We start from the raw sequence: 15,722 nt of genomic DNA on the forward strand, positions 1-15,722 counted from the left end.
GCGGAGGCCAGCGAGAACGGGGCTAATCCGGATGGCAAAAACTCGGGCGAGAAGGACGGCAGCGACAAGGCCGCTGGGGAGAAAAGCGGCGATGGCAAAGCGCCGGCGAGCGACACGGGAGCCACCCTGTGAAGGCGCAGCGCGGCGTGGCTCTGATTACCGTATTGCTGGTGGTGACCATCGTTACCCTGGTGTGCGCCGGGTTGATCGCACGGCAACAACTGTCGATCCGCAATGCCGGCAACCAGTTGCTGGTCAGCCAGGCCTGGCAGTACGCCGTGGGCGGCGAAGCGCTGGGGCAGGCGGTGTTGCTGCGTGACCTCAAGGCGCCTGGCGTCGACCCGCGCGCCACCATCGATCATCCGCTGGAAGCCTGGGCCAAGCCGCTGCCGGTGTTCCCCATTGATGGTGGCGAAATTGGCGTGTCCATCGAAGACCTGGCCGGGCGTTTTAACCTCAATAGCCTGGTGCTCGACGAGCGCCCTAATGAGCAAGCGGTGAAGCGTTTCAAGCGCCTGCTGCTGCGCCTGAAAATTGAAAAGCCCTATGCCGAACGGCTGGTGGATTGGCTCGATAAAGACCAGGAGCCCACCGGCGAATATGGCGCCGAAGACAACCAATACCTGCTGATGCAACCGCCGTATCGCACCGCCGGCCACGAGATGCAGGACATCTCCGAACTGCGCCTGCTGCTGGGCATGACCGAGCAGGATTACCGCCGCTTGCTGCCCTACGTAGCTGTGCTGCCGGGCAAGGTGGCGCTGAATGTGAATACCGCCAGTGCCATGGTCTTGTCCTGCCTGGGCGACAGCCTGGATCCGGCCTCGGCGCAGAGTTTGCTCGCCGGCCGTGGCCGCGAAGGCTACAAAGAAATCCGCAGTTTCCTCGACCAGCCGGCACTGGCCGGCACCGGGGTAACGGCCAGCGGCTTGGGGGTGGGCAGCGCCTATTACCAAGTGCGCAGTGAAGTGCGCCTGGGCGACCGTCGCCAGGTATTGCTCAGCACCCTGCAACGCGACCCCAAGGGCGTGGTGCGCGTGCTGCGCCGAGACACAGGCCAACCAGGCTATTTAAGCCAGGTGGCCGAGAGACCGGGAGAATGACCATGGACTGCCTTTTCTTGCCGCCCACCTGCGGCAGCGAACTGGGCGAACAGGGCCTGTTGTATTGGCAACCCGCTAACGGTGAAGGCCAGTGGCTGGGAGCCGGTGAATGCGCGGCTGCCTTGCAAGGGCGGCCGGTGGCGTTGGTGTTGCCGATGGAAGTGGCCAGCTCGTTTTTGATCAGCCTGCCGACGCAAAAGGCGCGCTGGATGCGCCAGGCCTTGCCCTATGCCGTGGAAGAGCTGCTGGCCGAGGACGTCGAGCTGTTTCACCTGGCCCTCGGCGAGCTGACCGCTGACGGCCGTTACCGGGTGTTCGCCCTGCGCCGCGCATTGCTCAGTGGTTGGGTGGATGAACTGCAGGAATATGGCCTGACCGTCGTCGCCATCCATTTGGACGCTGACTTGCTGCCGCGCGATGGCGAGCAGGCGTTGGTGTTGGACGAGCGCGTGTTGCTCGGCGGTGAATTGGAAGCGCGTTTGGCCATTGCCGCCGAGCGCTGGCCGCAGTTTCGTAACTTCTGCGGCACGCTGGTGCAGCCGGCGGTTAGCGATGAGCCCTATCAGCTGTTGGCCCAGGGTCGGGCCAAAGCGGTTGACTTGGCCCAGGGCGAATTTGCCCCGCGTAGCGACAACAAGGCCTGGACAGTCTGGCGCCCGTTTGCCGCTGTGCTGGGGCTGTGGGTGGTCTGCTACCTCGGCTTTTGCCTGGTGCAGGCCTGGCAGCTGGAGCGCCGTGGCGATGCGTTTAATGCCGCCAGCGTGGCGCTGTACAAAGAGCTGTTTCCCGCTGACCAACGCATCGTCAACCTCAAGGCGCAGTTCGCGGAGCACCTGAGTCAGGGCCAGCAAAGCGAAGGCGGCTTTCTCAGTATGTTGGAGTTGGCTTCAGGCGCTATCGCCGAAGCCAAATCGCCGCTTACCGTGGTGCAGGTGGATTACAGCCAGATCCGTGGCGACCTGGCCCTGCAAATTCGCGCCAAGGATTTCGCCGAGCTGGAGCAACTGCGCCAGCGTTTGGTGGAGGGAGGTTTGAAGGTGCAGTTGGGTTCGGCCAGCCGTGAAGAACAAGGCATTACGGCCCGTGTGGTGTTGGGAGGTGGTGCGTGAGCGCGTTGAATCTATGGAAAGAACAGGCCCTGGCTCAACTGCGCCAATCACCGCTGGCGCAACGTTGGCAGCATTTGCCCAGCCGTGAGCGCGTGGCGTTGTTGTTGCTCGGCGGCTTTCTGCTGCTGGTGCTGGGTTATGTGATGGTTTGGCAGCCGATCCTCCAGCGTGTGGACCGCGCGCGCAGTTACTACCAGAACCAGCAGGTGCTCTATACCTATATCCAGGAAAACGCGGGCAAGGCGCGGCAGCTCGGCGCGGCCAAAACGGTGCTAGCCCCGGAGCAGTTGCAAGGCCTGGTCACCAGCAGTGCCCAGCAGCGTGGTTTGACCCTGGAGCGTATGGACAATGACGGCAGCAGCGGCCTGCTGATCTCCCTGGCCAAGGCGCCGTTCGAGCCGATGCTGCTGTGGCTCAGCGAGTTGCAGCGCCAGGGCGTGCGCCTCAGTGAGGTGAACCTGGACCGCGCCGATACGGGCAAGGTGGACGCCAAGGTCACCTTGCAAGCCGGGCAGTAAAACGCAGTGAATTTTCTGTTGTAGTCGCGCTCAAAATCCGCAGCGGTCAGTGGCTAAGGATTTTCGAGGTGGGGTAGGACGATGTCTTTTCTGTTGAACAGCCATGCCTGCGCAGGCTGGGGCGGCGAGATGGCCCAGCGCATACGCGCGTTCGACTGGTCGAGCACCGCCTTGGGCGCCATCGATACTTGGTCGAACAGCTTGTGCACCAATGTGCAGATGTTGCTGGCCTCGCCGGTGCCGCTGGTGATGCTTTGGGACCACCCCGGCTACATGATTTATAACGATGCCTACGCCGAGTTTGCCGGTGGTCGCCATCCTTATCTGCTGGGTACGCCGGTAGAGCTGGGCTGGCCAGAAGTGGCGGACTTCAACCGCAATATCATGACTGTCTGCCTGGGCGGCGGCACCCTGGTTTATAAAAAGAAAGATCTGATTTTGTTGCGCAATGGCAAGCCGGAAGAGGTGTGGTTAGACCTCTCCTATAGCCCCGTCAGTGACGACAGCGGCAAGCCGGCGGGGGTTATTGCCATTGTGATGGAAACCACCAGCCATGTGGTTTCCGAGCGCCAGCGCGAACAGGCGGAGGCCGATTTCCACGCCGCTGATGAGCGCCTGCAACTGGCGCTGAATGCCGGTGCATTGTTGGGCTCGTTTGTGTGGGATGTGGCCAACGACCAGCTTTCTGGCGACGAGCGTTTTGCCCGTACCTTCTCCTACCCGCTGGAGCAACCGCTCGACGATCTGCCCATTGCGGACGCCAATGCGGTTATTCACCCTGACGACTTCCCCCGTGTTTTGCGCATGGTGCAATACACCCTGGAGCAGGGCGGCCCGTATAACGCCGAGTACCGTATTCGGCGTGCTGACGGCGAGTACACCTGGGTGCAGGCCAGCGGCCGCTGTGAGTTCGACAGCGATGGCAAGCCGCTGCGCTTCCCCGGGCTGATTTTCGATATTCATGAACGCAAGGTGGCTGAAGAGTCGCTGCTGCACCTGACGCGTACCTTGGAGCAGCGGGTCGAGGCCGAGGTGCTGGCACGTTCCGAAGCCGAAGCCCGTCTGCGCCAAGCGCAAAAGCTGGAAGCCATTGGCGGCCTAACCGGCGGCGTGGCTCACGACTTCAACAACTTGTTGCAAGTGATCGCCGCCAATCTGCATCTGCTGGCCCGCCAGGAGCCGGACAACGCCAACGTGCAGCGGCGTCTGAATTCAGCCCTGGCCGCAGTGGAGCGCGGTGCCAAGCTGTCGTCGCAGCTACTGGCCTTTGCCCGTCAGCAGCCGCTATCACCGGCGGTGTACAGCTTGCGTAGCCTGTACGACGGCCTTGGCGATTTGCTGCAGCGGGCGTTGGGAGAAATGATCCAGGTTGACCTGCAATTAACCGCTGACCCATGCAGCGTGCACCTGGACCGCAACCAGTTGGAAAATGCCCTGCTCAACCTGGCCCTCAATGCCCGCGATGCGATGCTCGGCGAAGGCACGCTGCGCATCTATGCCGACAACGTAGCGCTGGATGACGCCTTCTGTGAGGGCAAAGAAATCGCCCCTGGCGATTACGTGCATTTGTCTATCGCCGACAGCGGCAGCGGCATGAGCGCCGAGGTGCTTGGTCATGCATTTGAGCCATTCTTCTCGACTAAACCCAGCGGCCATGGCACCGGCCTTGGCCTGAGCATGGTGTTTGGTTTTGTTAAACAGAGCGGTGGCCATATCGATATGGTCAGCGAAGTGGGCGCAGGCACCACGGTCAACCTGTACTTTCCGCGCAGCAGCGCGGCCGAAACCGTTCCGCCTGCGGCTCAGGCAGGCGACGAACCCAGTGCGGGCGGCGAGACCATTCTGGTGGTTGAAGACAACCCGGACGTGCGTTGCACGGTCGACGAATTGCTGCAACAACTGGGCTACAGCGTGCTCTTGGCCGCCAACGGTGACGCGGCCATGGATGTGCTGCAAAGCGGCGCCCAGGTCGACCTGATCTTTACCGATGTGGTGATGCCCGGCACGGTTAAAAGCGCAGACCTAGCCGTCTGGGCCAAGCAGCAGAAACCGGCCGTACCGGTGCTTTTCACCTCCGGCCACACCCGCGACATCATCTCGCGCAACCACCAGCTCACGCCCGACATCCACCTGCTGAGCAAGCCCTACGGGCCGCAAGCGCTGATGGATATGCTGAAAACCGTACTTAGTGCATAGGTTCACCCTACGTACTTCACGTTTGTGCGCTGCGACCGGTCGGTCAGCTTGAACTCCCGGCACAATGCGGCAGTCCCAGTCCCGTGAACTGAATTCTGGACCCAGCTTGTGGATAGACGATATGAAGCGACCCGACCGGGCACGGCGGTTCGTAGAGGGAAACCCATGACAGAACTACAAAGCACCGACGAGCTGCTCGAAGAGCTATTCGGCGACCCCAAAGCCGCGGCGGCAGCTGCTCGCGCGCGCTTGAGCGAACCTGCGCAACGTCATGAAGACGTTCAACTGCAACTCGACCCCGAGGTGCTCAAGGCCTTTCGTGCGGCCGGCGGCGATTGGCAGCAGCGTATTAACCTGGCGCTAAGTACCTGGTTGGTTGAAAACGATCCAAAGCAGATGCATAGCGCCTGAAGTAGGGTCTTCGACCGACCTAGTGAGCCGCTAGCCACACCTGATGCGGCTTATTAAAAATGCCCTGTATCGCAAGATACCGGGCATTTTTTATGGGCGGCGCTGGAGGTACTACACGGTGGGTGGGAACTGGATGCAGCGAGGAAAAGCTATTTTTCTGTAAGTTGGAATGGAAAGTTCTTTTGGGTTGCGTTGCAGGAAAGCAGAAAGGGCGCGAGCAAGACCGTAGCTTTCAATCATGAACAACAAGCTGCGTATTGCCGCCGTCGAGCCGGCCTCAGGTAAACAACTGCGCGTTACCTGGAGTGACGGCGCCAGCCATACGGTGAGTCTGGCAGAGCACATCGCGACTTTCCCGGCCCTGGCGCCGCTGGAGGACGCCGCGCTATTTGAACAAGTGCAGGTTGGCGAGTGGGGTTTTGATCTGGCCTGGCCCGGCGACATCGAGCTGGCAGCCACTACGCTGGACCGGCTGGCGTTGGAGCAAGCAGGGCAAGCCATGCCCAAAGGTGCATTCAAGGAGTGGATGCGGCGGCATGGGTTGTCGCTGACCGGTGCTGCTGAGGCGCTGCATCTAACGCGTCGCACCATTACTGCGTACAGCTCCGGGCCTAATCCCATCCCCTATCACATTGCGTTGGCCTGTAAAGGCTGGGAGGTAATGCACGGCGCTGGCAGTTTCGACGCTCGCGACTCGGGACGTGGGCACTACCGTGTAGAGCGCGTCGCACCGGCCGCTACGAAGCCGAGCGTAGGTAGGGGTGATCCGACGGCGACGCCCAACATCAAGGTGCCGTGCTAGCCAATGTGGTTTACCGCAGCTTCTTGCGCGCCGCCACCAGCGCATCTGCCAATGGCTGCGGGCGACCCAGTAAATACCCTTGAACCTTGTGCACACCCAACGCCTGCAGGGTTTCCAGTTCCTGTTCGGTCTCCACACCTTCGGCCACCACACTGCTGCCGGTTTCCCGGGCAAAGGCGATCAATGACGAGGCCAGCGCTCGGCGTTTGAAGTCGTGGTCGATGCCTTGGGTGATGCTCATGTCGAGCTTGATGACGTCCGGGCTCAGTTCAAGGATGTGGCGCATGCTGGCGTAGCCGGCGCCGGTGTCGTCGATGGACAGGCGCACACCACGTTGGCGCAAGGGTGCCAGGGCTTGTTCGAGACGTTTGTAGTCGGCCACGGCGGCGTGTTCGGTAATTTCCAGTACCAGGCGCCTGGCTGGAAGGTGTTCCAATATGGGGTTCAGGCGCCCGCTGTAGACCAGTTGTGGTGAGCAATTGAGCGCCAGGTAGGTGTGCTCGGGCAGCGCGGCAAGGGCGCTGATGGCGTGCTCGATGGCGCGCAGTTCCAGGTCTACGCCCAGCCCCGCTTCTGCTGCTTCACGAAACCACAAATCGGGTGTGCGCGGCGGTTGGGTGTTGAAACGCGCCAGGCATTCCCAGCCGCACAGTTCCAGGGTTTGCACGGCCAGAATCGGTTGGAAGACGATGCTCGGTTGATCGCTGGCGAGAATCGCTGAGATGCGCCGATGCTTTTGCACGCGGTCGCGCACCCGGTTGAGTTCGCTGTCGAGCTGCCCGCCAACCAGGTCGGCAAATACCCGCATCATTTGAATATCGCGCTCGCCCAGGGTCGGGTCGGCCTCGTAGCCGAAGCAACACAGGGTGCCGTAGAGACGGCCATCGCTGAGCAAAATAGGTACGCTCAGATGCGCGCCGATGGGCAGTGCCGTGGTCTCCGGCAGCTCCATGGCCAGTGGGCACAGTGACGTGTCGGCAATCAGTTCCGGCAGCAGGCCATCGACTACCCGCTGGCAGTACCCGGCGTCGTGGGACAGGGTATCGCCAGGATTAATCGGTGCTTGGCCGTCGGCGTCGACGTGGGTAAATACACGGTCGTCCGCGCGGAACTGCGCCACAAACGCTACGTCCAGGCCCAGATGCGTGCGCAGGGCCTTGAGAACGCGGTCTATGTAGCTGGAGTCAGATACCCCTTGTGGCCTCAGCGAGATGAGGTTGGCAAGTTGCGCGGCTGTCATTCCATGAGCCTCCAAAATACAAATAACAGCTGAAACTAAAGCTTGAAAACGCCAAGCTGGCGACCTGTGCCAGTACGTTTTTTTCGCTAGGCGACCGAATGCAGGCGAGGTCCTCGCGCCATGGTCGCTTGTTATTTGTGGATCGCACTTGGCCTAGAAAGTTAAAAAAATCCGCCGTCCCGTATCGTTGTATCCCTGATGCCGGGCACTGCTCAGCTTAGCGGTTCGAACAGGCCCTGTAGCCAGTGGCAGAACACTTGCTCGCTGCTGTTGCGCTGGCTGTCGGCGACTACCAGGCAGAAGGTTTCGGCCAGCAGCACGCTATGCTCGAACGGCTTGACCAGCAGGCCGGCGGCCAGGTAATCGGCGCACGTCAGTGGGTCGCCAATAGCGATGCCCTGGCCATCAATGGCCATGGTTAGGCAGGTGAGGGAGTCGTGGGCGGTGGTGGCCTTGTTGCTTTCACAGGCGAGAGCGTCGGCACTGGCTAGCCAGCGCCGCCAGGTGCTGCGATCACCTTCGTGGATAAGGGTGTGGTTGGGCAGATCGGCCGGGCTTTGCAGTGGCGTGCTGCCGTTGAGCAGGGCCGGGCTGCACACCGGAAATTCTTGCATGCGCAGCAAAGGCTGAGCGTGGAACCCCGGCCACGGCGGCGTGCCGAAAATAATCTGTACATCGGCGCTGGTGCCGAGCTGGCTGCCGGTCAGGGAAAACATGGACGGGCCAAGCTTGAGCTCCAGTTCAATATCCGGGTACTGCGCACGAAACTGCGGCAAGCGTTTGACCAGCCAGGTATGGGCGAAGGCGCCATCCACCAGCAAGCTCAGTATGCTCGCGCAGGGCAGTAGCTCAGCGGTAGCGCGCTGAATCTGCTGCATGGGTTTTTCGATTTGCTGCAGGTAGCGCTGGCCGTTGTCGGTGAGCGCCAGGCCGCGGTTGGTGCGATGAAACAGCTGCACACCGAGCTGTTCTTCCAACTGTTTGAGTTGGCGACTGACGGCCGACTGGGTCAGGCACAGCGCTTCGGCGGTGCGGCTGACGTTAAGGTAGGTGGCCGCCAATACAAAGGTGCGCAACGCATCAAGGGAGGGAAAACGGGACATGGCGCAGCTCGCTTCTGGTATGCGTGTTAGTCATATCAGGCATGCTCTTTTATTGATATCCCCCGGCCCGCGCTTTTTGCCACTCTGCGCCCTAGCCAATCGGGCAAGGTGAAGGAGAGGGCGGTGCTACAGCTGTTCAAGGAAACACGCGGGGCGGTCTATCACGGCTTGGCGCTGGTGTATGCGTTGGCCGGTTATGGCTTAGGCATTGCCGGTTTATTCAGCCCGCACCTGGCGGTCAACCTGCTGGCCATGCTGTGGCTGGCCCACGCGATGATCATCGCCGGTTATCTGCTGCATGAGTGCGCGCACAACACCGTGTTTAAAACCAACGAGCACAACGCCCTTCTCGGCAAGCTGCTGACTTGGGTGACCGGCAGTTGCTACGGCACGTATGAAGACATCCGCCTCAAGCACTTTCGCCACCACGTGGATAACGCCGACATCATCTGGTTTGAGTACGACAAATGGTTTGCCCGCCATCCGTTGGTGCTGAAAACGGTGCAGGCACTGGAGTGGTTTTATATCCCCGCCCACGACGTGCTGATGCACGGCGTCATGGTGTTTAGCGCCTTTATCATTCCCCAGCGCAAAAGCCAGCGGGCGCGCAATGTGGCGTTTATTGTGCTGCGCGGCAGCCTGTTCGCGGCGTTGCTGTGGTTCTTCCCTTTGGCGGCGCTGCTCTACGTGGTGGCCTACCTACTGATGATGACTGTGCTGCGCTTTATGGACGCGCCGCAGCATGACTATGGCGGTACCGCCACGCTGTTCGACAAAGCACCGGGGCCTTACAAAGGTGACCGCACGTATGAGCAAGCCCATACCTTTAGCAACCTGCTGTCGCGGCGCTGGCCGTGGCTTAACGTGCTGGTGCTGAACTTCGGTTTTCACAACGCCCACCACGCCAAACCGACCACGCCTTGGTATCGCCTGCCGGCCCTTCACCGCGAGTTGTATGGCGATGAGCGCAGCATGCTGATTCCGTTCCTGGCGCAGCTAAAAAGCTTCCACCGCTTTCGGGTTTCCCGGGTGGTAATGATGGAAGGGCCGTCGGCGGACTCGCCGGACTACCTGGCGCTGCTGCAAAGCGGGCATATCAGTGGTGGTAACGCCGCTTCGTTTTTGACCTCTTTTTAAGCGAGCTGCCACATGCAAAAACTTGAGGTGTTTCAATCGTTGTGGGGCATGGAACTCAAGCATCCAACGCTGCCCGAGCGCAGCCATGAACAGAACTTCGCCATGGCCGCCGAGGCCGGTTTTGCCGGCATCTGCCTGGACCCCAATACCGACGAACTGCCGTACTACCGCGAGACCGTGCCGCTGTTTGAGAAGTACGGGCTGAAAAGTATGGTCAACCTGTTTCCCCGGCAAAGCCACGAGATGCTGCCGCTGCTGGAATTCGCCCGTGAGGTGCAGGCCGTCAAGATCAACACCATCGCCCAGGTGATGCCGGTTAGCGTGGCGGGCGCCATTCCCTTGATCAATCGCTGGCGCGAAGAGGCGCGGCAAATGGGCATGGACTTGCTGTTTGAAACCCACCGCAACGGCATCCTCAACGACCTGTACTTTACCCTTGAAGTGCTTGATGCAATTCCCGAATTGCAGCTGACGGCTGACCTTTCACATTTTGTTGTCGACCGTGAATTTCCCCTGCCGATCAGCGCGCGCGACCAGGGTTTTATTCAACGTATTCACCAGCGCAGCGAATGCTTTCAGGGCCGTATCGCCACGGCGGAGCAGGTGCAGATTCAAATCGGTTTCCCGCAGCACCAGTCCTGGGTGCAGCAGTTTAAAACCTGGTGGAAAGAAGGCATGGCCAACTGGCGGGCACGTAATGCCGATGACGCCACCTGTGTATTCCTCTGCGAGCTGGGGCCGCCGCCGTATGCCATTACCGGCGCCGATGGTGTGGAGCTGTCGGACCGTTGGCAGGAAGCGCTGCTGATCAAGCAATGGGCTGAGGAGATTTGGGCTGAATTGGAGGCCGAGCAAGCGCTGTAAACCACCGCTCAAGCCGGCGTTAGATCGGCCTATGCGTTGCAGATTTGTACTGCCCGTTTCACACAACAATCAGACCACTGAACCGGGGTAGCTAGGCATGAGACTGATCGCATTGGGGTTGCTGGTGGGCATGGCGTTACCGCTGCACGCCGAAGAAAAGGTGGTGAACATCTTTAACTGGGGCGACTACGTTGGCGCCCAGGCGCTGAAAGATTTCGAAGCCGAAACCGGCATCAAGGTGCACTACGACACCTTTGACAGCCTGGAAATTCTGGAAAGCAAACTGCTCACCGGGCGTACCGGCTACGACGTGGTGTTCCCCACCAACACCATCGTCGGCCGCCTGCTGCCAGCCAAAGCGCTGCAACCGGTCGACCCGCAACAGCTCAAAGGGCTGGGCAATATCGATGCAGAAATTCTCGCCAAGTTTGCCCAGGTCGACCCCGGCAACCGCTACGCCGTGCCCTATACCTGGGGCACCACCGGCCTGGCGATGAACCTGCAAGCGGTGCAAAAACGCATACCCGATGCGCCCATCGACAGCCTCGATTTGCTGTTTAAACCCGAGTACGCCAACAAGCTCAAAGACTGTGGCATTGCCGTGCTGGATGCGCCGCAGGAAGTGATCAGCATCGCCCTTAACTACCTGGGCAAATCACCGTATAGCCACGCCCCGGCCGACCTCAAGGCCGCGAAAAAACTGCTGGAGCAACTGCGCCCCAACGTGCGTTACATCGGCTACGGCACCCTGAGCACCGACCTGGCCAACGGCAATATCTGCCTGGCGCTCACCTACAACGGCGACGCCAGCTTGGCGCAGTCACAGGTGGTCGAGTCCAAGCAAAATTTCGAGGTGATCTACCGCATTCCCCGTGAAGGCACGCTGCTCTGGGCCGACTCCATGGCCATGCCCGCCAACGCCCCGCACCCGCAAGCGGCCAAAGCATTTATCGAATTTATGCTGCGTCCTTCGTCCATGGCGGAGCTGACCAATACCTTGTATTTCGCCAACGCCAATCAGGCCTCCCTGCCGCTGATCGACAAGGCCGTGAGTGACGACCCGAACATTTACCCGCCACAAGACGTGCGGGCCAAGTTGTTTAGCGAGGAGATGCTGCCGGCAAAAGTGCTGCGTGAACGCACACGGGCGTGGGCGGATTTTCGCGCGCAGCATTGAGGCGGTTTGTTTGTATCGTGCTCGCAGCGGCCCCCTCACCCTAGCCCTCTCCCCGGAGGGGCGAGGGGACCTATCGGCGTTACGGGAGCTACCCTCGACCGCTTGCGGGAGAGGGGCTGGGGCGGCCAGCGAGAGGGCAGACGGCGCGCAGCTAACGCACCCTAGGGCTATACGGGCGAAACAAATCCTCGCCCAACCACGGCACCGGCGGCGGGTTCACCAACGCTGCCCCGGGGTGATAACTGCTGGCCTGCTTAGGGTCACCTTGCCCGTTATAGGTCGCCAAAATCGGATAGGGAAAAACCGGTCGGCTCGCGCCCTTATCGTTTGAGGTGACGATGGCATCCGGACTCTGCCCACGTTCTACCCAGTTCATCAGTGGCGTCAGCATATCCACCCGCACCAACCCCTCACCGCCCGCGCAGTGGTACAGCCCCGGCAGCATATACAGACGCGAAAACGCCTGCGCTTGCGCGCTGCCCATCTGCCGTTGCAGCGCGTCGTAATAGGTAATGCTGTTTAGCGGCGTGATGTTTTGGTCGGCCCAGCCGTGCCAGAGCAGCAGCTTGTTGCCGGCGTTGGCGAAGGCCGACAGGTCCGGATTGCTGGCGTCGTACAGCGGGTGAGTGACGCGCAAACGCTCCAGCGTGCTGCGCTCAAAACGCAGGTCGGCCAGGCGAAAATCCTTCGCCGGATTGGGCTCAAACACCACGCTGCTTAGCGCCTCCTGCGCGACCAACTGGCTGCGGCTGGGATGCTGGGCATCGTAAGGCACATACTGGCCCGCCCAGGCCAATTCAGAGCCCGGCATCGGGCCGCCGAGGCTCAGGCGTTCCCCCGTATGGCTGTCACGCGGACCATCGTATAAGCGCTGAACGGCAGCAATTTCAGCGGCGCTCAGGCACGTCGCTGGTGCATCCCCAGCCTTGCACAGCAACGCCTGAAGATTGACAGTGCACAGCCTGGGGTCGCTGAGTACGCCATCCACCTGGCCGTCCAAACCGTCGCACTGGTTAAGCACCGCGCTATGCAGTAGCGGCAGTTTTTCCGCCAATAGAATCGGCTGGCCGTTAGCGTCGAGATTGGCCCTGGCCTGCCACGGGTGGTACAGGCCGTTTTGCACCACAAAAATCAACGACGGCGCGCCGGCCAGAATGCCGTCGAACTCCTCCGGGTAACGCTGCGCCTCCATCAACGCTTCGCGGCCGCCGTCCGAGCAACCACTGAAATAGGAAAACGCCGGCGCCTGGCGATAAAAACGCGCGATCAATTTTTTCGCCGCGAGCGCCGTAAGGTGCACGCCGCGATAAGCGAAATCCACCCGCTGCTGCGGATCAAGACCAAAGGCTCCGCCGGAGGTTTGATGGCCCATGTCGGTGGTGGCGGTAGCGAACTCTCCTTCGCTCAATGGCGCGCAACCATCGACAACAAACGCGCCGCTTTCGGCATTGCCACAAAAGCCGCCACAACCCAGCTGCAGATAGCGCTGCGTCCACGTGTGCAGCGGCAACTGCAGGCGAAAGCCGATAGCGGGCGCGAGCACGCCTTCAACGGCACATACGGCGATACCGTTGACGGTGGCTTCTTTAGCACTGCGCACATGGCTGCCGGGGCCGGCGAGGTCGGTGAGGTCAGTGCCCAGCAGAGCGGCGCAGGTTATTGCCGGCCGTACTACGGGCAATTGTTCGGTGGCGGCGACGCCTAACGATACGAGCGCCAGCAACAACGTAACGAGCAGGCGCGGGACAGCACTGTGCATGGGCAAAATTCTCTCGCCTGGCGGTGGGGGCGGGCTTGCTGGGAATAATTAGGTCGGGTAAAGCGCGGCCAAGTTCAACGCACCCGCGAACTAAGTGAGCTTGTTGGATGGCTTGCGATGGCGCTGAACAAAGCAGCGGGTGCGGAGCTGGCGTATGCGCAGCTGTCACCCTTGCGGCGTTGATATTTACACTGAGCTGCTGACCGGCCGCTACAGATCCGGCGTTACTTCGTCCGTCTAGCAAGCAGAGCTGTGACCCGCGCATGGCCAATGCCTGACCAAAAAAAAGCCCCAGGCATTCACCTGAGGCTTTTCGTGTTGTTTGGTGCACCAGGCGGGATTCGAACCCACGACCCCTGCCTTCGGAGGGCAGTACTCTATCCAGCTGAGCTACTGGTGCAGCGCGGGCGCCATGATACGCATGTCGCCCGCAGGCGTCCATTGCGGGCGTTTTGTTCGCTTTATCAAACGAAAGTACTAATCCCTGCCCTCGATTGATCAGAAAACCACCACCTTTTCAGGTTTTTCGTACATTTTTTCGAACATCCTATTGCCCTTTAGTGGTGATCTCCCTAGGATTCGTTTGAGATTTCAAACGCCCGCGACGCTCGCAGTCACAGACCGAACCCAACGATCCGTAACTGTTCCAAAAGCCCGTCATCAGCGCTCAATCCGTTCTACGTTTCATCCACTATTCTTCGCTGCAGCGTAAAACCGCTGCGGCGGCTTACAACAATTTTGCCTGTCGCCGTGGTGGCGGGCTAAAGGAGTCGGCTATGCAACTCAAAGACGCTCAATTGTTTCGCCAGCAAGCCTTTATCGACGGCGCCTGGGTGGACGCAGACAGTGGCCAGACCATCAAGGTCAATAACCCGGCCACCAATGAGATTCTCGGTACCGTGCCGAAGATGGGCGCTGCTGAAACCAAGCGCGCCATCGAAGCCGCCGACAAGGCCCTGCCGGCCTGGCGCGCGCTGACCGCGAAAGAGCGTTCCAACAAGCTGCGTCGCTGGTTTGAGCTGATGATTGAAAACCAGGACGACCTCGGTCGCCTGATGACCCTCGAGCAGGGCAAGCCGCTGGCCGAAGCCAAGGGCGAAATCGCTTACGCCGCTTCCTTTATCGAGTGGTTCGCCGAAGAAGCCAAGCGCATTTATGGCGACGTGATTCCAGGCCATCAGCCGGATAAACGCCTGATCGTGCTCAAGCAGCCTATCGGTGTAACCGCTGCCATCACCCCGTGGAACTTCCCGGCGGCTATGATCACCCGTAAAGCCGGTCCGGCCCTGGCCGCTGGTTGCACCATGGTGCTCAAGCCTGCCAGCCAAACCCCGTATTCCGCTCTGGCCCTGGCTGAATTGGCCCAGCGTGCTGGCATTCCGAACGGCGTGTTTAGCGTAGTGACCGGCAGCGCTGGCGATATCGGCAGCGAGCTGACCAGCAACCCAATCGTGCGCAAATTGTCCTTCACTGGCTCGACCGAAATCGGTCGTCAGCTGATGGCCGAATGCGCCCACGACATCAAGAAAGTGTCGCTGGAACTGGGCGGCAACGCGCCGTTTATTGTGTTTGACGATGCTGATCTGGATGCCGCCGTTGATGGCGCGATCATCTCCAAATACCGCAACAACGGGCAGACCTGCGTTTGCGCTAACCGCCTGTACATTCAAGACAGTGTGTACGACGCGTTCGTGGAAAAACTGAAAGTGGCCGTGGCCAAGCTGAAAATCGGCAATGGTCTGGAAGAAGGCACCACCACTGGCCCGCTGATCGACAACAAGGCTGTGGCCAAAGTTGAAGAGCACATTGCTGATGCCGTCAGCAAAGGCGCAAAAGTGGTGTTTGGTGGTAAATCCCATGGCCTGGGCGGCAGCTTCTTTGAGCCGACCATTCTGGTCGACGTGCCGAAAAACGCCGCTGTCGCCAAGGAAGAAACTTTTGGCCCGCTGGCGCCGCTGTTCCGCTTTAAAGATGAAGCCGATGTGATCGCCCAGGCGAACGACACCGAGTTTGGTCTGGCCTCGTATTTCTATGCCCGTGACCTGGGCCGTGTGTTCCGTGTGGCTGAAGCGCTGGAGTACGGCATGGTCGGCATCAACACCGGCTTGATCTCCAACGAAGTGGCGCCGTTTGGCGGCATCAAGGCCTCCGGTCTTGGCCGTGAAGGTTCGAAGTACGGCATCGAGGATTATCTGGAAATTAAGTACCTCTGCCTGGGTATTTAAAACCGCTTTGAAATACCCCGGGCGCAAACCAACGAGCCGGTCCACCCGGGCATGCAGCACCGTAATAAAGAACCTGAG

At 60.5% G+C, this 15,722-nt stretch carries 13 protein-coding genes and 1 tRNA gene; 10 read left to right on the top strand and 4 right to left on the bottom strand.

The features are described 5' to 3' along the window. Nucleotides 1-128 precede the first annotated feature (128 nt). The 6 genes from gspK to AAAB16_RS03905 all read left to right on the top strand — a co-directional run bounded on the left by gspK (nt 129) and on the right by AAAB16_RS03905 (nt 6,139). Nucleotides 129-1,103 carry a type II secretion system minor pseudopilin GspK gene (gspK, locus tag AAAB16_RS03880; protein WP_340662160.1) on the top strand — a complete coding sequence of 325 codons (975 nt, stop codon included), beginning with the start codon at nt 129-131 and terminating at the stop codon, nt 1,101-1,103. A gap of 2 nt (nt 1,104-1,105) precedes the next feature. Next, nucleotides 1,106-2,212, top strand: a complete 1,107-nt coding sequence (gspL, locus tag AAAB16_RS03885) for a type II secretion system protein GspL (protein WP_340662161.1) — start codon at nt 1,106-1,108, stop codon at nt 2,210-2,212. Beyond that, the gene (locus AAAB16_RS03890; protein WP_340662162.1) at nt 2,209-2,730 is read left to right on the top strand and encodes a type II secretion system protein M; all 522 of its coding nucleotides are present in this window, start codon (nt 2,209-2,211) and stop codon (nt 2,728-2,730) included. Before gspL ends, AAAB16_RS03890 begins: the two co-directional genes overlap by 4 nt. An 81-nt stretch (nt 2,731-2,811) precedes the next feature. Next, nucleotides 2,812-4,926, top strand: a complete 2,115-nt coding sequence (locus tag AAAB16_RS03895) for a PAS domain-containing protein (protein ID WP_340662163.1) — start codon at nt 2,812-2,814, stop codon at nt 4,924-4,926. Nucleotides 4,927-5,091: 165 nt separating this feature from the next. Next, nucleotides 5,092-5,337: a BrnA antitoxin family protein gene (locus AAAB16_RS03900; RefSeq protein WP_340662164.1), complete on the top strand. Its 246-nt coding sequence runs from the start codon at nt 5,092-5,094 to the stop codon at nt 5,335-5,337. 238 nt (nt 5,338-5,575) lie between these two features. Further along, a complete protein-coding gene (locus tag AAAB16_RS03905) occupies nt 5,576-6,139 on the top strand; it encodes a DUF2442 domain-containing protein (protein WP_340662165.1) in 564 nt (187 codons plus the stop codon). Between the two features lie 10 nt (nt 6,140-6,149). Here AAAB16_RS03905 and AAAB16_RS03910 read toward each other — a convergent pair whose 3' ends face one another. Together AAAB16_RS03910 and AAAB16_RS03915 are read right to left on the bottom strand one after the other, a co-directional pair. Continuing rightward, a complete protein-coding gene (locus AAAB16_RS03910; protein ID WP_340662166.1) occupies nt 6,150-7,379 on the bottom strand; it encodes an EAL domain-containing protein in 1,230 nt (409 codons plus the stop codon). Nucleotides 7,380-7,591: 212 nt separating this feature from the next. After that, nucleotides 7,592-8,482 carry a LysR substrate-binding domain-containing protein gene (locus AAAB16_RS03915; protein WP_340662167.1) on the bottom strand — a complete coding sequence of 297 codons (891 nt, stop codon included), beginning with the start codon at nt 8,480-8,482 and terminating at the stop codon, nt 7,592-7,594. Between the two features lie 123 nt (nt 8,483-8,605). On the opposite strand from AAAB16_RS03915, the gene AAAB16_RS03920 reads away from it, so the two are divergent. From AAAB16_RS03920 to AAAB16_RS03930, 3 genes are all read left to right on the top strand, one after another. Next, the gene (locus tag AAAB16_RS03920; RefSeq protein ID WP_340662168.1) at nt 8,606-9,619 is read left to right on the top strand and encodes a fatty acid desaturase; all 1,014 of its coding nucleotides are present in this window, start codon (nt 8,606-8,608) and stop codon (nt 9,617-9,619) included. Between the two features lie 12 nt (nt 9,620-9,631). Further along, complete coding sequence (locus AAAB16_RS03925; RefSeq protein ID WP_340662169.1) at nt 9,632-10,483, top strand: sugar phosphate isomerase/epimerase; 852 nt, start codon at nt 9,632-9,634, stop codon at nt 10,481-10,483. Between the two features lie 97 nt (nt 10,484-10,580). Beyond that, nucleotides 10,581-11,660 (top strand): polyamine ABC transporter substrate-binding protein, encoded by a 1,080-nt coding sequence (locus AAAB16_RS03930; protein WP_340662170.1) that lies wholly within the window; start codon nt 10,581-10,583, stop codon nt 11,658-11,660. Nucleotides 11,661-11,811: 151 nt separating this feature from the next. Here the strand turns inward: AAAB16_RS03930 and AAAB16_RS03935 are convergent, their stop codons facing one another. Both AAAB16_RS03935 and AAAB16_RS03940 read right to left on the bottom strand, forming a co-directional pair. Further along, entirely contained in the window at nt 11,812-13,419 is a 1,608-nt protein-coding gene (locus AAAB16_RS03935) for a tannase/feruloyl esterase family alpha/beta hydrolase (RefSeq protein WP_340662171.1), read from the bottom strand. Nucleotides 13,420-13,742: 323 nt separating this feature from the next. After that, nucleotides 13,743-13,819 (bottom strand) — tRNA-Arg (locus AAAB16_RS03940). Between the two features lie 376 nt (nt 13,820-14,195). Here AAAB16_RS03940 and gabD point away from each other — a divergent pair. Further along, entirely contained in the window at nt 14,196-15,644 is a 1,449-nt protein-coding gene (gene gabD / locus AAAB16_RS03945; protein WP_340662172.1) for an NADP-dependent succinate-semialdehyde dehydrogenase, read from the top strand. The last annotated feature ends 78 nt before the right edge of the window (nt 15,645-15,722 follow it).

This window comes from Pseudomonas sp. (assembly GCF_037994325.1).
GTDB lineage: Bacteria > Pseudomonadota > Gammaproteobacteria > Pseudomonadales > Pseudomonadaceae > Aquipseudomonas.